The sequence below is a fragment of the Streptomyces sp. NPDC048623 genome (assembly GCF_040650755.1).
Lineage (GTDB): Bacteria > Actinomycetota > Actinomycetes > Streptomycetales > Streptomycetaceae > Streptomyces.
Genome location: NZ_JBEZHV010000041.1, coordinates 1 through 17,037 on the forward strand (window position 1 = coordinate 1; position 17,037 = coordinate 17,037).

Below are 17,037 nucleotides of genomic sequence, written 5' to 3' on the forward strand. Positions count from 1 at the left end.
AGCGCATGATGCGCGACGCCAAGATCACCCAGATCTACGAAGGCACCAACCAGGTCCAGCGCATCGTCATGGCCCGCAACCTCCCGTAACCCCCCCACGGGAAACCGACGGCCCCCGGCACGACGGTGCCGGGGGCCGTCGTGCGTTCGGCACTAGTCGACCTTGTCGCCCTCCGGGACCTGGTAGCAGCCGGAGACGAGGAACACGTTCAGCTTCGGCGGGTTCTCGTTGGCCCAGTGGGCGATCTTGACGCTGTGCTTCCTGGCGTCGTTGTCGGCGGTGATCGTGACGCTCTTGCTCTGACTGGTGTCGGGCCCGAAATCGACGATCTTCCAGCCGTGCTTCGGCATCTCCGCCTTGAGCCGCTCCATCACGCCGGCGAGCTGCTCGGGCGACGCAGGGGTGAAGGTCCACGCGTGGAACGTGGTGAAGTACTTCTCCGGGTCCTTGCCGGAGCACTCGTTGACACCGGGGCCCGGCTGGGTCGCCTTCCCCTTGAGGCCGATCAGGTCGTAGAGCTCGCTGGAGACCTTCTCCGCCGCGTCCAGCGCGTCGGACGTGGTGGAAACGCCCGCGGACGGAAGGCTGTCGGAATCCTTGGCATCGGTCATGCTGCATCCAGAGAGGGTCGTGAGGGCGAGGGACACGAGGAGCGCGGTTGCGCCCGCCTTGATCTTCATCTGACTAGCGCACTCCGGGAGTGGGGTTCGGTGGCGGCTTCAGCTTGACGTGCTCCGGCTCTCCGGCGACGACCAGCGCCTGGTTCTCCAGGCTCGTGGAGCCCTCGTTCCAGTAGTCGCTGTGACCCGAGCCGTCCGTGGTCATCTGGTTGGCGCCGAAGGTCGGGTCACTGGGGATCTGGAACGGACCGTCCCAGTCGGTCCCGCCGTGTCCGAACCGGCCGATGTCCGGGACCGGGTCCCCGTCGGCCTCCTCGTTCCAGACGTGCCCCTTGGGGACGTCCAGCTGCTCCGCCTTCGGCACCTGCACGCCGGGGCTGCCCGCGAGGATCACGTCGTCGGCGTTCAGGTCTCCCTGCCGGGCCGCCGAGCCGATGAGGGTCGTGCCGTACGAGTGGCCGATCGCCGTGCGGTGCGGGTCCGAGTCGACCGCACGTGACGCGTCGAGGCCGTCGAGGAAGCGGTTGTAGGCCGGGGCGCCGTCATTCGCGTAATGACTGAACGGCGAGTCCTTGACGATGTCCTGAGGGGCGTCGTAGCCGAGCCAGGTGACCGTGGAGACCGAGCCGTTGTCGGCACCGTTGGCCACGCTCCAGAGCCGTTCCATCCGCTTGATGTCGCCGTCGATGCCGCTCAGGTTCGCCGTCGTACCCGGCACGTAGACCGCCTGGTGGTCGGCCGTGTCCGGGTTCCCGTTGGCGACGATCGCCCGGCCGTTGCCCTCGGGGCTGAAGCCGAGCAGGTAGGCCTCCGGCGTGCCCTTGATCCCCGTCCGGTCGAAGCGTCCCTGGATGGCGTCCATGCCCTTCAGGGCGCCCGTGAGTTCCCTGTACCGGTCCCCGTGCTGCCTGTCCCACGCCATCCACTCGTCGGTGTGCACCTTCGCCGGGTACATACCGGCGGTGATCCACGTCCACTCGTTGGCGGGCGGCTTCGGTATGGAATTCAGCTCCGTCTGGTACTGGCCGTGCTTCTCCGCGAGGACCACCCGGTTCGCCTCGTCGCGCACCGTGGAGGGCAGCCCGTCGAGCGCGCCCACCGCCTCGGGCCGGAGGGACAGCCAGGCCGCCTGCTGCTCCGCGTCCAGCCCCTTCCACCAGTTCGCGTTGTCCTTCGGACTGCCGTCCCTGGGCGGCTGCGGCAGGGAGTCGAGGTAGCTCTTGCCCGCCTCCTTCACCCCGCCCATGTCCGACTGCGCGTCCGACCAGTCCCGGTCCGAGACCGTCAGGTCGTCGTCCGCCTTCAGGGCCCGCAGCTTCGGCGCCCACTTGGCGTCCGCTTCCGTGGCTTCCTTCACGGCGTCGGCGATCCTGTTCGCGAACTCGATGGCCTTGCCGTAGTGCGGGTTCGGGTGGATGTTGATGGCCTGGCGCTCGATGGCGTTCGCCGTGGGGTCGGTCATCCCGGCGCTCCCGGTCACCGTTCCGCCGTCGGCGGTCTTGTCCGCGCCGGGCTTCGCGCCGGGCGGGAAGCCGACCGAACCGTTCGGGTTCACGGTGCAGTTGGCCGCCTGGGCGTCGGCGATCGCCGCGTCCAGCTTCCGTTTGGCCGCCCCCAGGTCGAAGGCGAAACCGTTCAGCGCGGTGCTGACGAGACCGCACTCGGTCTGCGCGTAGTGGAAGTTCTTCGACAGTTCCTTGAGCTCGCCCAGGGCGGCTTCGGCGGCCTTGCCCTCCAGCTCGCCGCGGATGCCGCCGGAGATCTTGGTGTCGATCGTGTCCTTGGCCGCCATGGCCATGTCGCCGACGGCCCGGTAGCCGTCCGCGGCCTCCTCGTACTCGGCCTGCTTGAAGGCCCGCAAGGTCTCCAGGTCCATGGCCGCTGTCACTTCTCCTTCGCCTGGCCGCCGACGGCCTCGGTGTCCGTGTAGTGCGCCTTGAGACCGTTGAGCTCACCGAGGAGGGTCTCGTCGGGCTTCGCCAGATCGTGCCCCGAGGAGGTCAGCAGTCCGCCCAGGGCGCCGCAACGGCCGTTCACGTCACCGACGTACTTCTTCCAGCTCTCGTAGAGCTCCTTCTGGGCGGCCGCGCTCTGGATCCCCTGACCGTCACCCAGTCCCGCCTGGCCCGAGTCGAGCTTCGTCAGCGCCGTGGCGACCTCGGTCTTCAGGCCCGAGACGCCCTCGCCGGCCTTCGCCCAGGCCCGCTTGTCGGACTTCAGGTCCTCCGAGTACCCGCCGCCGCCCGGGTCCGGCGCGACCTGGTTCAGGCGCATCGACGACGACTGGCGTGCCGCCGTCTCCGCTTTGAGCTGCTCCCACTCGTCCCACGCCATGCGTGAACCTCCCCGTTCTCCCCGCTGTCCCCGTGCTGTCGCCCCGAGGCGATCCGCCATGATTCCCGGCTTTGCTCGATGAAATCAAACGGTCGACGCCCGAACAGGGCGCCGACCGGGAGGACTCGACATCAGAGGTTCGAGGTCAGCGGTCCGCCGTCACCGTGACCGGCTCGTCGTTCTGGATCTCCTTCACCAGCTGCTTCACCTTCGGCATGTCCCACCGCAGGGAGTTCTGCGGGGCCGAGCCGCTCAGCGGCATGTTCATCGACTTGCCGTCTCCGCCGCTGATGCCCTTCATCGCGAAGAACATCTGGCCCAGGTCCCAGAGCGACATGTCCTTGTCCACGATCAGGGTGTCCAGGCCCGCGCCGAGCGTCGGGTAGAGCTTGAACGGGTTGAGGATCGTGCCCGGGGTCGCCGCCTGGTTCGCCAGGGCCGACAGGAACTTCTGCTGGTTCTTCGTCCGCTGGAGGTCGGACTGGGCGAAGGCGTAGCGGGTACGGACGAAGGCCAGGGCCTGCTCGCCGTTGAGGGTCTGGGTGCCGGCCTGGAAGTCGGCGCCGGACTTCTTGTCCTTGAAGCCCTTCTCGATGTTCAGCTCGACACCGCCGAGCGCGTCCACGATGTTCGCGAAGCCGGCGAAGCCGATCTCCGCGTAGTGGTCGATGTGCAGCCCGGTGTTGAACTCGACGGTGCGGACGAGCAGCTCCGGGCCGTCCATCGCGTACGCCGCGTTCAGCTTGGAGCCGCCGCGCTCCGCGTACTTCTTGCCGGACTCCGAACCCACGAAGGACGGGATCGTCACCCACGAGTCGCGGGGGAGCGAGACCATGGTGTTCCCGCTGGAGCAGGCCGCGAGGATCATCATCGAGTCGGTCCGCTTGCCCTCGGCCGAGCCGGTGTGCAGCTTCTTCTTGTCCTCGGCCGACATGCCCTCACGGCTGTCGGAGCCGACGATCAGATACGTCGTGCAGTCGTCGTCCGCCGGCCGCTCGATGACCTTGGCCAGATCGACCTCGTTGCGCATCTGTGAGCTCGCCCACGCGTACGTGCCGACGCCCCACGCCAGCACGCCCACGACCAGCACGATCGAGCCGATCTTGACGCGCTTGCCCCAGTTCGGCGCGGGCCGCGTGGGGACGGGACCGCCGGCGCCGCCGCCGGGCGCGTACTGCGGCGGCACGCCGCCCCGGCCGCCGCCCTGCTGGCCGCCGTAGACCCGGCCGGAGCTGTAACCGGAGTCGTAGCCGGTGTTCCGGGCCTGGGTGAAGTTGGGGTTGTACCCCTGGCCCTGGTCGTAACCCTGGCCCTGGTCGTAGCCCTGCTCGTACCCCTGGTTCTGCTGGTTCTGGGCGTACGGCTGCTGCGGGGGGACCTGCGGGCGCTGCACATGGCGCATCCGGCGAGGTCCCTCGGGCTGGGCGTCGGGCCAGTCATTCATGCGGACCAGTCTGCCGGTCCCCGCCGCCGGCCCGACAGGGCGGGTGGCGAATCGGACCGGCGCTGTTGCCGATCTGATGCAAAGCGGACGGCACCGAGACCCGCCGCAAGGGCGGGCATAAGGTAGAGGGCATGACAGATCAGGGCGCTATCCCGGGGAAGCCCACCTCCGCCTCCCGCACGACTCTCAGCCACATCATGACCAGCCACGACACCAACCTCCTCGGTACGGTGCACGGCGGCGTGATCATGAAGCTGGTGGACGACGCCGCGGGCGCGGTCGCGGGCCGGCACTCGGGCGGCCCCGCCGTCACCGCGTCCATGGACGAGATGGCCTTCCTGGAGCCGGTCCGGGTCGGCGACCTGGTCCATGTGAAGGCCCAGGTGAACTGGACCGGCCGCTCCAGCATGGAGGTCGGCGTCCGCGTCATGGCCGAGCGCTGGAACGAGTCCACCCCGGCGACCCAGGTCGGCTCCGCGTACCTCGTCTTCGCCGCCGTCGACGCCGACGGCAAGCCCCGCCAGGTCCCGCCGGTCCTCCCGGAGACGGAGCGCGACAAGCGCCGCTACCAGGAGGCCCAGATCCGCCGCACCCACCGCCTGGCCCGCCGCCGCGCGATCATGGAACTCCGCGAGCGCAGGGCGGCCGAGGGCTACGAGGAGTAGGACCGTACGGTGCCCTGACGAGGGCCCCGACCCCGTGGGCGAGTGAGCCGAAGGGGCGCGACGGGGGAACAGTCGCGGGCGCGCGCAGTCTCCCGAGGAACGAGGGAGGCGAGCACGGCCGGGGCTGTGAGCCCGGCTCAAGCGCCCCGGAGGTGAGCCGAGCCACAAAAAATCACGGGCACACGACCTGGTCCCCCCGTACCGCCTCGAACTGCCCCGTCTGCTGCTCCCGCTCCCGCACCGGCGTCGCCCCCTTGTAGTCCGCGCCCACCGTCACCTTCAGCGTCGCGCCCTGGCCCTTCACCGGGCGCAGCTCGGCGCCCGGCAGGGCCGCGGCCAGGGACCGCGCCGAGCGGTCCCAGCCCGGGTCGTACTCGATGACGGTGCGGGCGTGGTCCCGGCCCGTGCCGGCGGTCCGCGGCGCCCGGGTCGTGTCGAAGCCGCCGGCGCGCAGCGCCGCGTCGACCCGGCCGCCGAGCCCGTCCGTGCGGGTCCCGTTGTAGACCTGGACCCGGACCGTCTTCGGCGCGACGTCCACGTCGACGGGCCGCGGCCCCTGCTTCGGGGCCGGGCGGGCGGTCGCGAGCGGCCGGTCGTCGCGCAGCGACTGGAACAGCTTCTGCGCCTTCGCCGCGTCCCACTTCACCGTGGAGCCGATCCCCTTCACCGGGAAGCTCATGTCGCCGAGCGGCACGGACACGAACTCCGACGAGGCCGGCGTGAAGCCGTTCATCGCCTTCGCGAGCGCCAGCATCTGCTGCGTACCGAAGCCCTGGTCGGCCCGTACCGAGGTCAGCATCGTGGACGCGACCTCGCGGAACCGCACCGGGTTGAGCAGCACCCCGCCGCTGGTCACCCGGTCGATCAGCGCCGCCAGGAACTTCTGCTGCCGCTGCATCCGCCCGATGTCGGCGGCGCCGTCGACATGCCGGGCGCGCACGAACTGCAGCGCCTGCCCGCCGTCGAGCTCGTGCGTCCCGGCGGACAGGTCGAGCCCGGTGTAGGAGTCCTTCAGCGGCTTGGTGGTGCAGATCTGCACACCGCCGACCGCGTCGACGGTGCGCATGAAGCTGGTGAAGTCGACCTCCAGATAGTGGTCGATCTTCACCCCGGTCATCGACTCGACCGTCCGCACGGTCAGCGAAGGACCGCCCTCCGCGTACGCCGCGTTCAGCTTCACCGGGTGCGCGTGGTGGTGCTGGCCGGTGGTGAGGTCGGTGTGCTCGGGCATCTCGGCGTACGAGTCACGGGGCAGCGACACCACACTCGCCCGCTCCCGGTCCTCCGAGATGTGCACCAGCATCACGGTGTCGGTGCAGTGGCAGGGCGCGCCGCCGAGCCGGTACTTCTTCCGCTCGTCCTCCGTGATCTTGTCCCGGCCGTCGGTGCCGACGACCAGGACGTTCATGCCGTGCCCGGCCATCGGGCGGTTCTTCATGTCCTTGAAGGGGTCGATCCGGTCGATGCCGGTGTCGAGGCCGGTCACCACGGCATGCCCGATGCCCCCCGCGGCGAGCACCACCACGGACAGCGTGGTCGCCATCCGCATCCCCCACCGCGGCCGGCTCGGCCTCCGCCGTGGCCGGCGGACCGGCGCGGTGCGAGCCGCCACGGGGCGGGCCGGCAGCCGGGGCGGACGGGGCGGCCGGGGCGGCGTGCGGGGCTGCGTACGGGGCGGTGTGGGCACCTGTGGGACACCTCCGCTGGTACGAAAGGGGGACCATGAGCACCGTAGGCCCATACGATCAGCGCCACCCCGCTGCGACCCGGCGGCACGCGACCGTGTCCCCCGTTCGCGGTAACGTGGGCGGACCATGAACGCCACTCCGCCTGTCTCCGTGATCATGCCGGTCCTCAACGAGGAGCGGCATCTGCGCAACTCCGTCCGTCACATCCTGGAGCAGGAGTACGACGGCGAGATGGAGGTGGTGATCGCGCTCGGGCCGTCCACGGACCGCACCGACGAGATCGCCGCCGAGCTCGTACGGGAGGACCCCAGGGTCCACACCGTGCCGAACCCCACCGGCCGCACCCCCGCCGCCCTCAACGCGGCGATCAAGGCATCCCGTCACCCGATCGTGGTGCGCGTCGACGGCCACGGCATGCTGTCGCCCAACTACATCGCGACCGCCGTCCGCCTCCTGGAGGAGACGGGCGCGATGAACGTCGGCGGCATCATGCACGCCGAGGGCGAGAACGCCTGGGAGGACGCGGTCGCCGCCGCGATGACCTCCAGGATCGGCGTCGGCAACGCGGCCTTCCACACCGGCGGCCAGGCGGGCCCGGCCGAGACCGTCTACCTGGGCGTGTTCCGCCGCGAGGCGCTGGAACAGCAGGACGGCTACAACGTGGAGTTCATCCGCGCCCAGGACTGGGAGCTGAACTTCCGCATCCGCGAGGCCGGCGGCCTGATCTGGTTCTCGCCGGAGCTGCGCGTGCAGTACCGGCCCCGCCCGTCGGTCCGCGCGCTCGCGAAGCAGTACAAGGACTACGGCCGCTGGCGGCATGTCGTCGCCCGCTACCACGAGGGCTCCATCAACCTGCGCTACCTCGCCCCGCCGGCCGCCGTCTGCGCGATCGCCGCGGGCCTCGTGGTGGGCGCGGCCCTCACCCCGCTGGGCTTCGTGATCCCGGCCGGCTACCTGGCGGCGATCACCGCGGGCTCGGTCCCGGCCGGCAAGGGCCTGTCGCTCAAGGCGCGCCTCCAGATCCCGGTGGCCCTGGCGACCATGCACATGTCGTGGGGCTTCGGCTTCCTGACCAGCCCGCGCGCGCTGGCGAAGAAGGTCATCGCCAGCAAGCGCCCGGCGGTGCTGAAGGCGGGCGAGACCGTCTGACCTGCTGCTCACGGCGAAGGCCGGGCCCCTTACGAGGGGGCCCGGCCTTCGCCGTATGGATAGTGCGGGTTCCTAGGACTTCCCGTCCCACTTGTAGACCGAGTAGACGTCCATGCAGTCCGTCTTGTCGTCCGCGCCCTCGGGCAGGTCGCCCGCGGCCACGGTCGGCTTCTTGTAGGTGCTGCCCTCGCGCCAGTCGGCGCCGACGACCAGCGTGAGGTCCGTGACCTTGGCGTCCGCGCGGACCGCCGTGGCCGGCAGGCCGAGGGCGGTGGCCACGGACTCGGCGTTCGCCTTGCCCTGGTCACCGGCGGCCTTCGGGTAGAACACCACGGTGTCCTTGCGCGGCTGGGCCTCCCGGGAGGACTCGGCCCGGGTGAAGCCCTTGCCCTGCAGCTGCTCGGCCAGCGCGCCGGCCCGGCCTTCCTGGGCCGCCTCGCCGTCGCCCGCGGTGCCGTTGATCACCGTGAGCGCGAGGGAGCCGGGCGCCTCGGCGACGGCCGCAGGCTTCGCGGAGGCGGAGGGCTTCGGCTTCGCGTCGGCCGGGTCGCCGTTCTTGTCCATGGCCACGTCGTCGCGGAGCATCGACCACATCTTCTCGGCGGCCGACGGGACCGGCTGGAGCCAGGCCTTCGGGTTCGGCGGGTACTCGGTCGTCGGAACGGTGGCCGTGGTCAGCCGGTCCAGCTTCACGTTCTTCAGCTGCATCGACAGATCGAACAGCTTCGCCACCGTGCCGATCTCGTCGGAGACCTTGAAGGCCTTCGTGGCGGTCTCGGCCAGTCCCATCAGACGCGGGGTGTCGGTCCAGGCGTTCTGCTCCTGGAGTTTCTTCATCAGGCCGTTCATGTACATGTGCTGGGCCTGGGCGCGGCCCTGGTCACTGCCCCAGGCGTGCCGGGTGCGCAGCCACTGCAGGGCCTGCTCGCCCTGGATGTCGTGGGTGCCCTGGGGGAGCTTGAGCTGAGAGCCGCCGGGGGCGGCGGCCGTCGACCTGTCGTAGACGCCGGTCTTCACACAGACCGGGACGCCGCCGACCTCGTCGGCCATGGAGACCACACCCGCGAAGTCGATCATCATCCAGTGGTCGACGTAGACCCCGGTGAGCTTCTCCCAGGTGGTGAGGGTGCAGCCGGGGCCGCCTCGGGCCAGCGACTCGTTGATGGGCCGGTTGGTGGTCTCGGGGTACCTCTTGCCGTCCTTGTCCTTGCACTCGGGGATCTTGACGACGGTGTCGCGCGGTATGGAGACGATCGAGGCGTTCTTCCGGTCCGCGGAGACGTGCAGCAGCATCTGCACGTCGGCGAGCGGCGGCCGGTCGCGGTCCTTCTTGCCGCCGCCCAGTGCCACGTTCCTGGGGTCACTACGGTCGTCGGAGCCGATGAGGAGGATGTTCAGCGGGGTGTCGCCGAGCGCGTTCGGCGCGGCCTTCTTCACACCGCTCTCGCCGCCCGCGCGGCCACCGCTCTGGATGTTGCCGTTGAGGTGCAGGTAGTACGCGTATCCGGCGCCGGCCGTGCCGAGTATCAGCACCGACAGCGTGATGGCGGTCCAGCGCAGCGCCTTGCGCTTGCCGGTCTTCTTGGTCCGGGCACGCCGGCGCGGGCCGCCGCGGCGATGGCCGTGACCGGCGTCGCCGGAGCCCGGGCCCTCGCCGCCCTCGCCACCGGCGGGGCCGCCGCCGGCCCGCCGGGCGCGGGGCACCCGGCCGCCCGGGCCCCCGCCCGAACTGCCGTCCCCGCTCCCGGTACCGGTTCCGGTGCCGCCCCTGTTCCCCTCCTCGTAGAGACTGTCGTCCCAGCCCACTTCGCTGGCGCGCGAGGCGCCTTTCGGCGCCCCCTCCCTACGCACGCTGCTCTGTCCCACCCCAGGTCTCCTTGTTCAACTCAGGCGCGACCCAGAGGCCGGACGGTGGTCCGGCTCACTTGGCGCACACCTGCTTGTCTGCCGTCTGCGCACCCTCCGGCGCCTTCGCCGGACCGGTGAGGGGCACCCCCGCCCCAGGGAAATCCGCGCCGAGCACGAGCGTCATGGGCTCACGCTCCCCGGCGTCCTGCGTGCCCGGCTTGAGAGCCGAGGCGGGCAGGCCCATCAGGTCCGCGAGCTTGCGGGCCTGGTCGGCCTGATTGGGCGCGTACGTGAGCGTGGTCTTCGCCGCCGGCTCCGGGGCGTTGCTCCTGTTGCTGGACCGCGTCACGCCGTGCTCGTTCTGGAGCCAGTCGATCGTCTTCTGTGCCGCACCCGTCTTGCCGCTGCCGTTGTACACGTCGACGCGGACCTCGTGCGCGGTGGAGCGGGTGCCTTCGAGGAGCTTCGCCTGGGCCGCGGCCTGGGCGTTCTTGGCATCCGCCTGCTTCTTCTTCACCTCGCTGAGCGAGGTGTCGGACTGCAGCATCGAGAAGAGCTGCGGGGCCTTCTCCGGGTCGGGGACGACCGTCGCGTGGACCTTCTCGGTCGGGTTGTCGATGACCGGCAGCGTGGTGAAGGTGATGTTCTTGGTGTCGATGTCCGTCAGCTCGCCCGCGAGGGCCTTGAGCTTGGAGATGCTTCCTATGCCGGTGTCGACGGTGAGCGCCTTGGTGGCGGCGTCGGCGAGGTCGTACAGCTTGGTCGGCGACGTGAGCGTGTCGTCCGACTTCATCTGACGGATCATCGAGCTGAGGAACTGCTGCTGGACCTTGATCCGGTCCAGGTCGCTCTCGTTGCCGAAGCTGTGCCGGGTCCGGACGAAGGCCAGCGCCTGCTCGCCCTGGATGACCGACTCGCCCTTCGGCAGCTTGAGGTGCGACTTGGAGTCGTTCACCGGCTTGGCCAGGCAGACCTTGACGCCGCCGACGGCGGTCGTCATCTCCTTGACGGCGTTGAAGTCGGCCATCATGAAGTGGTCGACGGTCAGCCCGGTGAGCTCCTTGACCGTGGCCATGGTGCAGCCGGGGTCGCGGCCGTCCTGGCCGAGGCTCGTGTTGAAGCGCTGGGCGCTCGAGCCGGGGATCTTCTTGACGGTCCCGTCGGGCTGCTTGCTCTCGCACTCGGGGATGTCGGTCACCAGGTCCCGGGGGATGGACATCGCCGTGGCGTTCGTCCGGTCCTTGGAGACGTGGAAGAGGATGTTGGTGTCGGCGTGGCCGACGCTGCCCTTGTCTCCGTAACCCTCGTTGCCCGCACCGGTCCGCTTGTCGGTGCCGATGATCAGGATGTTGAAGGGCTGGCCCTCCTGGAAGCCCTCGGTGCCGCCGGCCACGTCGATGGTGCTGATGTTGCCGTCGAAGTGCTTGTAGAGCGCGTACGCGCCCGCGGCGCCGGCCACGATGACGAAGGCCATCGTGCCGCCGGTCCACATCAGGACCTTCTTCTTGCGCGACTTCGCCGGCCTGCGCTTGCGGCGCCCCGCGGCGCCGCGCTCGTCGGCGGGCTCGGGGGCGCGGCGGCGGCGCTGGCCGGGGACCGGCGGAGCGGCCTCGGTGGTGCGCTCACCCGGGCGGCCGGTGTGGCCGCCGCGCTCGCCGCGGTCGTGCGTTCTCTGTCCGGGCGGCGTGGTGCCCCGGGCGCTACGGGTGGTGCGGGGGCGCGGTTGGGACGGGGCGGCGTGCGACGACTGCCCAGCGGAGTGGTCCAGTCGCAGTTCGTAGTGGCCTGTCTGCGGGTTGAGCACCCACTGGTCGGCGGGGTCGATCTCGTCCGCCCGTCCACGGCTGTGCGCGTCCACGGTTACTGAGTCCTCCGTCGGTGCCACGCGAGGCGCCTCCCCCTCGGGCGCTCGGTCGTTCGATCCATCGAGTGCGCGACCACGCGGTCTTGTGCACCGGATCGCGTCACACTATCCGCCCAGTTCAGCGTGGGGCGACGTCAGTGACAAATTCCACGCCCCTTACAACCGGGCAATTCGCTCAAACCTCATCCGGCACACGTCCCCCTTGGCCCTCGCTTTACAAAAGTTCACCGGCAGGCCCCCTCCGCCGCGTTCCGCCCGGCGAAGGACGGCGTCGCGGAAGCGCTCGGCTGCCCGTCGGCCGCCGCCTGCTCCTTTGTCCCGCTGTCGCCCGGGTGCACGGCCACCGGCTGGTCCGCGCGCAGCCGCGCGAAGAGCTGATCGGCGGCCGGTTGCACCAGTTCGTCCCGGTTCGCGTTGTACGTGTACGGGCGCCGCGGCACCGTGAGGAACTGCACTTTCTCCGTCGGGATCGCCCGCATCGACCGCGCCAGGTCGTACAGATCGCGCAGCGAGTCGAGACCCCGGTCGGTGGTGATCGACTTCGTGGCCGCGTCCAGGACCGGGTACAGCTTCGTCGGATTGAGCAGGACGCCGTCGCTCTGCACCTTGTTGACGAGCGCGCCGAGGAACTGCTGCTGCCGGTCCATCCGCTCGGTGTCGCTGCCGTTGCCGATCGACTTGCGGGCCCGTACGAAACCGAGCGCCTGCTCGCCGTGCAGCGTCTGTCGCCCGGCCGGCAGCTTCAGATGCGCGTCGCGGTCGTCGATCGGCTCCTTGAGGCAGACCTCCACGCCGTCCACGGCGTCGACCATCTTCTTGAAGCCCCGGAAGTCGATCACCATGTGGTGGTCGATCCGGATCTTCGTCAGCTTCTCCAGGGTGCGGATCGTGCAGGCGGTGCCGCCGAACTCGAAGGCCCAGTTGAACTGGGCGAACTGCTCCTTGGTGCGGCTCTTGTCCGGCTTCGTGCAGCTGGGGATCCGCACCATCAGATCGCGCGGGATCGACACGGCCGTCGCGCCCGCGCCCTCCGCCGAGATGTGCAGCAGGATCGTGGTGTCCGAACGCTGGGTGCCCCGGTCCTTGCCGTACTTACCGTTCCCCGCGCCGGTCCGGGTGTCGGAGCCGATCAGCAGGATGTTCCGCGCGGCGTTCACGGCGGGCGAGGGGCGCTCCTTCTCGTACTTGAGCAGCTCCGCCTCGGCGGTGGTGTCCGTGGTGATGTTCCCGTCCAGCTTCCGGTACAGCCACCACCCCACCCCCGCCGCCGCGAGCACCACGACCGCCACCCCCAACGCCGTCCAGCGCAGCCAGTGCCGCCGCCGCTTCCCCTGGGCGTCCGCGCTGTCCGTCACGTCAGAACCGTCCGTCCTCGCTGGCATCCGCGGCACCCCGTCCGGCCGTAAGACGACCGACCCCACCGCTTGGTTGTGCGGGAAGGCATCGGATACCCCCTCGGCCGATCATGTACCGGAAGCCGGGACCGGGGCGGGGTACGCGGCGCGTCGATGGGCCGTCCGAGTGACCAGCCGACCTCCGCGCCGCGCCTGCCGCCGCCTCCGCGCGGGCCGCGCCTGGCGGCGGTGCCCAGCGGCGCAGGACGCGACGGAGACGGCGCGCCCCGCGTTCAGTCCGCGAGCGTCACCGTGACCCGCTCGCTCTCCACCCGCTTCGCCAGCCCCTCCACCCCCAGCAGCCCCACATTCCGGCACAGCACCACCGACCCACCCGGCGCCGCCAGCGCCGCGTACAGCCCGGCCGAGACGCCGGCCCAGGTGTCGTACGACCGTCCCGACAGCACACGGCCGCCACTCCCGAGGCCCCACCCCTCCGCATCGGCCCGCGCCCGCTCCACGACCTCCGCCCCCGTCAGCTCCACCCCGTCGACGACGAGAGCGACCGCGTCCGGGTCCACCGGCTCGAACGGGGCGAAGCGGTCGCCCTGGCTCGGCACCTCCACCGCGTAGTCCGCGTACCCGGCCGGTGCCGTGGGGAAGCGGCGCCCCAGCGGGGCGAGGGAGAGCGCGATCCGGTCCCCGGAGCAGGCGAGGCCCGCCTCAAGACCTTCCGGCCCGGCCACCACGTGATCCGCGTCGGCCGGATCGCCGCCGATCTCCGCCGTCACCCCGACCGACGCGCACGCGAGCAGCCACACCGCGGTCTGCCAGTGCGCGGGCAGCAGCAGCGCGAGCCGGTCGCCGGGCGCGGCGGACAGCTCGCCCTGGAGCAGATTCGCGGTCTTGGCCACCCAATTGGCGAAGGTGGCCACCGACAATTCCACGCGTTCACCGGTGGCGTCGTCGTAGAAAGTGACCAAGGGGCGGGCCGGATCCGTGGCGAGCGCGGATCGCAGCAGGTCGGCGGGGGTACGGTCGCTGGCGTTCACGCGGGCAAGGGTACGCGCGGCGCCCGGCGCGGTCCCCCGTACCGGTGACCCCGTCCACCGGTCGGCCCGACGGGGCGTCAGTTTCCGCGCCGGTTCCCGCCGTGCGCGACCGCCGCCCCGTACGGACGATCGCTCCATGCGTGCCTACCTCGCCTCCTCGATCGCCGTCACGTGCGCGGCGGCACTCGCCCTGCCGCTGGCCCTCACGACCCCGGCCGGCGCGGCCGCAGCGCCCGCGGTCCCACCCGTGCTCCCAGCCGGCACCGGCGCCGCCGGACCCGCGGGCGACCTCGCCGGGTCGACCCAGTCCCTTCCCCTCGAACCCCTCGCCGATCCCGAGACCCCGTCGCACGGCCGCACCTTCGGGCGGCCCGACGCGCCAACGGGAGAGCGGGGCCTGACCCGACGGGACGTCAGACCCTTCTCCCTGGTGGGTGTCGTGTGGGACGACACCCGGGCCCAGCTGCACGGCACCGTCCAGGTGCGCACCCGCGCCACGGCGGACGGCCTCTGGTCCGACTGGCAGGACGTGGAGACCCACAACGAAGAGCACGGCGCGGACCCGGGCACGGCCGAAGGCCGTTCGGGCGCGCTGCGCGGGGCGACCGCTCCGCTGTGGGTCGGCGACTCGGACGGCGTGGAGATCCGCGTACGCCCGGAGTCCCAGGCTGCGGAGTCCCAGGCTTCGGAATCCCGGGCTTCGGAGCCCCAGGCTTCGGAGCCCCAGGCCCCGGAGTCTCAGGCTTCGGAATCCCGGGACTCGGAGTCCCAGGCTTCGGAGTCTCACGCCGCGCAGTCCCGGGACTCGGAGTCCGACGCCCCGCAGTCCCGCGCCCCGGAGGACCGGTCGACCCCCGCCACCCCCGCCAGCCCCGTCGCGCCCACCACCCTCCCGGCCGGCCTGCGCCTCGAACTGGTCGACCCGGGCCCGGACCCGGACGCGGACCCGGACGCGGCACCCGCCCCGGCGGCGGGAGCCGCCCGTACCTCCCGAGCCGCCCTGGCCCCCGCGGCGAGCGTGAACGCCGTCCTCCCGGCCCTCACCCGGGCCCAGACCCTCGCCGCGCTCCCCGCCGCCGACCGCGCCGCCCTCGCGGCGAAGCCGTACATCGGCCCCCGCCCCAAGATCATCACCCGTAAGGGCTGGGGCGCCGACGAGAAGATGCGCGAGAGGGCCTTCGTCTACACGAAGACGATCAAGGCGGCGTTCGTGCACCACAGCGCCACCGGCAACAACTACACCTGCAAGCAGGCCCCCTCCGTGCTGCGCAGCATCTACCGCTACCACGTGAAGAGCCTGGGCTGGCGGGACTTCGGCTACAACTTCGCCGTCGACAAGTGCGGAAACATCTACGAGGGGCGGGCCGGCGGCGTCGCCAAGGCGGTGCTCGGCGCCCACACCCTCGGGTTCAACACCAACAGCATGGGCGTCGCGGTGCTCGGCACCTACGGCAGCACCACCCCGCCGGCCGCCGTCGTGACGGCCGTCGCGAAGCTGACGGCGTGGAAGCTCGGTCTCCATGGGGTGAATCCGAAGGGAAAGGTGACACTCACCTCAGGCGGCGGGAACCGCTACAAAAAGGGCAGCAAGGTGAAGTTCAACGCCATCGCCGGCCACCGCGACGGCTTCGCCACCGAATGCCCGGGCGGGCGCCTCTACAACAAGCTCGGCACCGCCCGGTCGGACTCGGCGAAGTACCAGGGAAGGCGCTGATGGAGTGGTGACTCAACCATCTGCATAAACTGACCGGTCATATCGTACGGACGGCCGAAACGGAGGCCGTCCCGGCGAGAGACCGGACCGACAGGAAGCAGAGACGACAGGTGACCGAAGCGATTCTTCTGGTCGGTGGCAAGGGCACCCGACTGCGTCCCCTGACCGTCAACACGCCCAAGCCGATGGTTCCGGCGGCGGGCGTTCCCTTCCTGACGCACCAGCTGGCCCGGGCCCGGGCCGCGGGCGTGGACCACATCGTCCTCGCCACCTCCTATCTGGCGGAGGTCTTCGAACCGTACTTCGGTGACGGCTCGGCGCTCGGACTGAGCATCGAGTACGTCACCGAGGAGGAGCCCCTCGGCACCGGCGGCGCCATCCGCAACGTCGCCTCCCGGCTCCGCTCGGGCCCCGAGGACCCCGTCCTGATCTTCAACGGCGACATCCTCACCGGCCTCGACATCGGTGCGCTCGTCGCCACCCACGAGACGTCCGGGGCGGATGTCTCGCTGCACCTGACGCGGGTCGAGGACCCGAGGGCGTTCGGGCTCGTGCCGACGGACGGGACGGGGCGCGTCACCGCCTTCCTGGAGAAGCCGCAGACGCCGGAGGAGATCGTCACCGACCAGATCAACGCCGGTGCGTACGTCTTCCGGCGCTCGGTCATCGACACGATCCCGGCCGGGCGGCCGGTCTCCGTCGAACGCGAGACCTTCCCCGACCTGCTGGCCTCCGGCGCGCACCTCCAGGGCATGGTCGACTCCACGTACTGGCTCGACCTCGGCACCCCGCAGGCCTTCGTGCGCGGCTCCGCCGACCTCGTCCTCGGCCGCGCCCCCTCCCCGGCCGTCCCGGGGCGCTGCGGCGACCGCCTCGTCCTCGACACCGCGACCGTCGCCCCGGACGCCAAGCTCACCGGCGGTACGGTCGTCGGCCCCGGCGCGGTCATCGGCTCCGGCGCCCGCGTCAACGGCTCCACCGTCCTCGCCGGCGCGGTCATCGGCGACGGTGCCGTCGTCACCGACTCCCTCATCGGCACCCGCGCCCGCATCGGCGCCCGCACGATCCTCACGGGCGCGGTCATCGGCGACGGCGCGGACGTGGGCGCGGACAACGAGCTCCGCGACGGCGTCCGCGTCTGGTGCGACGCCAAACTCCCCGCCTCCGCGATCCGCTTCTCCTCGGACCAGTAGCCAGCGGGCCGGTGCCCACCCGTTGCGGGGCGCCGCGCGCCGCTCGTTGTGGGCCCGCGCCCGCGGGGCGGTACCCACCCGCACGGGCTGCGCCCCCGCGCCACCGCCGTGTGGGCATTCGTCCCGCAGGAC

14 protein-coding genes are annotated in these 17,037 nt (G+C 71.1%); 5 read left to right on the plus strand and 9 right to left on the minus strand.

Annotation, left to right across the window (positions count from 1 at the left end; genetic code table 11):
* On the plus strand, window positions 1-89 hold an 89-nt coding region (locus tag AB0C73_RS34520), incomplete at its 5' end, for an acyl-CoA dehydrogenase family protein (protein ID WP_157846636.1).
* A 63-nt stretch (window positions 90-152) separates the two neighbouring features.
* Here the strand turns inward: AB0C73_RS34520 and AB0C73_RS34525 are convergent.
* From AB0C73_RS34525 to AB0C73_RS34540, 4 genes are all read right to left on the minus strand, one after another.
* Window positions 153-680 carry a hypothetical protein gene (locus AB0C73_RS34525; RefSeq protein ID WP_362537635.1) on the minus strand — a complete coding sequence of 176 codons (528 nt, stop codon included), beginning with the start codon at window positions 678-680 and terminating at the stop codon, window positions 153-155.
* 4 nt (window positions 681-684) lie between these two features.
* The gene (locus AB0C73_RS34530; RefSeq protein WP_362537689.1) at window positions 685-2,496 is read right to left on the minus strand and encodes an alpha/beta hydrolase; all 1,812 of its coding nucleotides are present in this window, start codon (window positions 2,494-2,496) and stop codon (window positions 685-687) included.
* Between the two features lie 8 nt (window positions 2,497-2,504).
* Window positions 2,505-2,954 carry a hypothetical protein gene (locus tag AB0C73_RS34535; protein WP_362537637.1) on the minus strand — a complete coding sequence of 150 codons (450 nt, stop codon included), beginning with the start codon at window positions 2,952-2,954 and terminating at the stop codon, window positions 2,505-2,507.
* Window positions 2,955-3,099: 145 nt separating this feature from the next.
* A complete protein-coding gene (locus AB0C73_RS34540) occupies window positions 3,100-4,398 on the minus strand; it encodes an LCP family protein (protein ID WP_362537639.1) in 1,299 nt (432 codons plus the stop codon).
* A gap of 131 nt (window positions 4,399-4,529) precedes the next feature.
* Between AB0C73_RS34540 and AB0C73_RS34545 the strand changes: the two genes are divergently transcribed.
* On the plus strand, window positions 4,530-5,063 hold the full coding sequence (locus tag AB0C73_RS34545; RefSeq protein WP_362537640.1) for an acyl-CoA thioesterase: 534 nt from the start codon (window positions 4,530-4,532) through the stop codon (window positions 5,061-5,063).
* A 172-nt stretch (window positions 5,064-5,235) separates the two neighbouring features.
* Here the strand turns inward: AB0C73_RS34545 and AB0C73_RS34550 are convergent, their stop codons facing one another.
* A complete protein-coding gene (locus AB0C73_RS34550; RefSeq protein ID WP_362537642.1) occupies window positions 5,236-6,612 on the minus strand; it encodes an LCP family protein in 1,377 nt (458 codons plus the stop codon).
* Between the two features lie 265 nt (window positions 6,613-6,877).
* On the opposite strand from AB0C73_RS34550, the gene AB0C73_RS34555 reads away from it, so the two are divergent.
* The gene (locus AB0C73_RS34555; RefSeq protein ID WP_362537644.1) at window positions 6,878-7,900 is read left to right on the plus strand and encodes a glycosyltransferase family 2 protein; all 1,023 of its coding nucleotides are present in this window, start codon (window positions 6,878-6,880) and stop codon (window positions 7,898-7,900) included.
* Between the two features lie 72 nt (window positions 7,901-7,972).
* On the opposite strand, the gene AB0C73_RS34560 is transcribed toward AB0C73_RS34555, so the two are convergent.
* From AB0C73_RS34560 to AB0C73_RS34575, 4 genes are all read right to left on the minus strand, one after another.
* Window positions 7,973-9,766: an LCP family protein gene (locus AB0C73_RS34560; RefSeq protein WP_362537646.1), complete on the minus strand. Its 1,794-nt coding sequence runs from the start codon at window positions 9,764-9,766 to the stop codon at window positions 7,973-7,975.
* 55 nt (window positions 9,767-9,821) lie between these two features.
* On the minus strand, window positions 9,822-11,606 hold the full coding sequence (locus AB0C73_RS34565; protein WP_362537648.1) for an LCP family protein: 1,785 nt from the start codon (window positions 11,604-11,606) through the stop codon (window positions 9,822-9,824).
* Window positions 11,607-11,836: 230 nt separating this feature from the next.
* Complete coding sequence (locus AB0C73_RS34570; RefSeq protein WP_362537649.1) at window positions 11,837-12,994, minus strand: LCP family protein; 1,158 nt, start codon at window positions 12,992-12,994, stop codon at window positions 11,837-11,839.
* 245 nt (window positions 12,995-13,239) lie between these two features.
* Entirely contained in the window at window positions 13,240-13,998 is a 759-nt protein-coding gene (locus AB0C73_RS34575; protein WP_362537651.1) for a TIGR03089 family protein, read from the minus strand.
* 136 nt (window positions 13,999-14,134) lie between these two features.
* Here AB0C73_RS34575 and AB0C73_RS34580 point away from each other — a divergent pair, with 136 nt between their 5' ends.
* Both AB0C73_RS34580 and AB0C73_RS34585 read left to right on the plus strand, forming a co-directional pair.
* Entirely contained in the window at window positions 14,135-15,712 is a 1,578-nt protein-coding gene (locus AB0C73_RS34580) for an N-acetylmuramoyl-L-alanine amidase (protein WP_362537653.1), read from the plus strand.
* A 110-nt stretch (window positions 15,713-15,822) separates the two neighbouring features.
* Complete coding sequence (locus tag AB0C73_RS34585; protein ID WP_362537655.1) at window positions 15,823-16,905, plus strand: NDP-sugar synthase; 1,083 nt, start codon at window positions 15,823-15,825, stop codon at window positions 16,903-16,905.
* The last annotated feature ends 132 nt before the right edge of the window (window positions 16,906-17,037 follow it).

Coding starts and splice junctions, on each gene's coding strand:
- AB0C73_RS34570 (WP_362537649.1), bottom strand. CDS start 12,994: ATGCCAGCGAGGACGGACGGTTCTGACGTGACGGACAGCGCGGACGCC.
- AB0C73_RS34545 (WP_362537640.1), top strand. CDS start 4,530: ATGACAGATCAGGGCGCTATCCCGGGGAAGCCCACCTCCGCCTCCCGC.
- AB0C73_RS34580 (WP_362537653.1), top strand. CDS start 14,135: ATGCGTGCCTACCTCGCCTCCTCGATCGCCGTCACGTGCGCGGCGGCA.
- AB0C73_RS34535 (WP_362537637.1), bottom strand. CDS start 2,954: ATGGCGTGGGACGAGTGGGAGCAGCTCAAAGCGGAGACGGCGGCACGC.
- AB0C73_RS34540 (WP_362537639.1), bottom strand. CDS start 4,398: ATGAATGACTGGCCCGACGCCCAGCCCGAGGGACCTCGCCGGATGCGC.
- AB0C73_RS34530 (WP_362537689.1), bottom strand. CDS start 2,496: ATGGACCTGGAGACCTTGCGGGCCTTCAAGCAGGCCGAGTACGAGGAG.
- AB0C73_RS34525 (WP_362537635.1), bottom strand. CDS start 680: ATGAAGATCAAGGCGGGCGCAACCGCGCTCCTCGTGTCCCTCGCCCTC.
- AB0C73_RS34550 (WP_362537642.1), bottom strand. CDS start 6,612: ATGCGGATGGCGACCACGCTGTCCGTGGTGGTGCTCGCCGCGGGGGGC.
- AB0C73_RS34555 (WP_362537644.1), top strand. CDS start 6,878: ATGAACGCCACTCCGCCTGTCTCCGTGATCATGCCGGTCCTCAACGAG.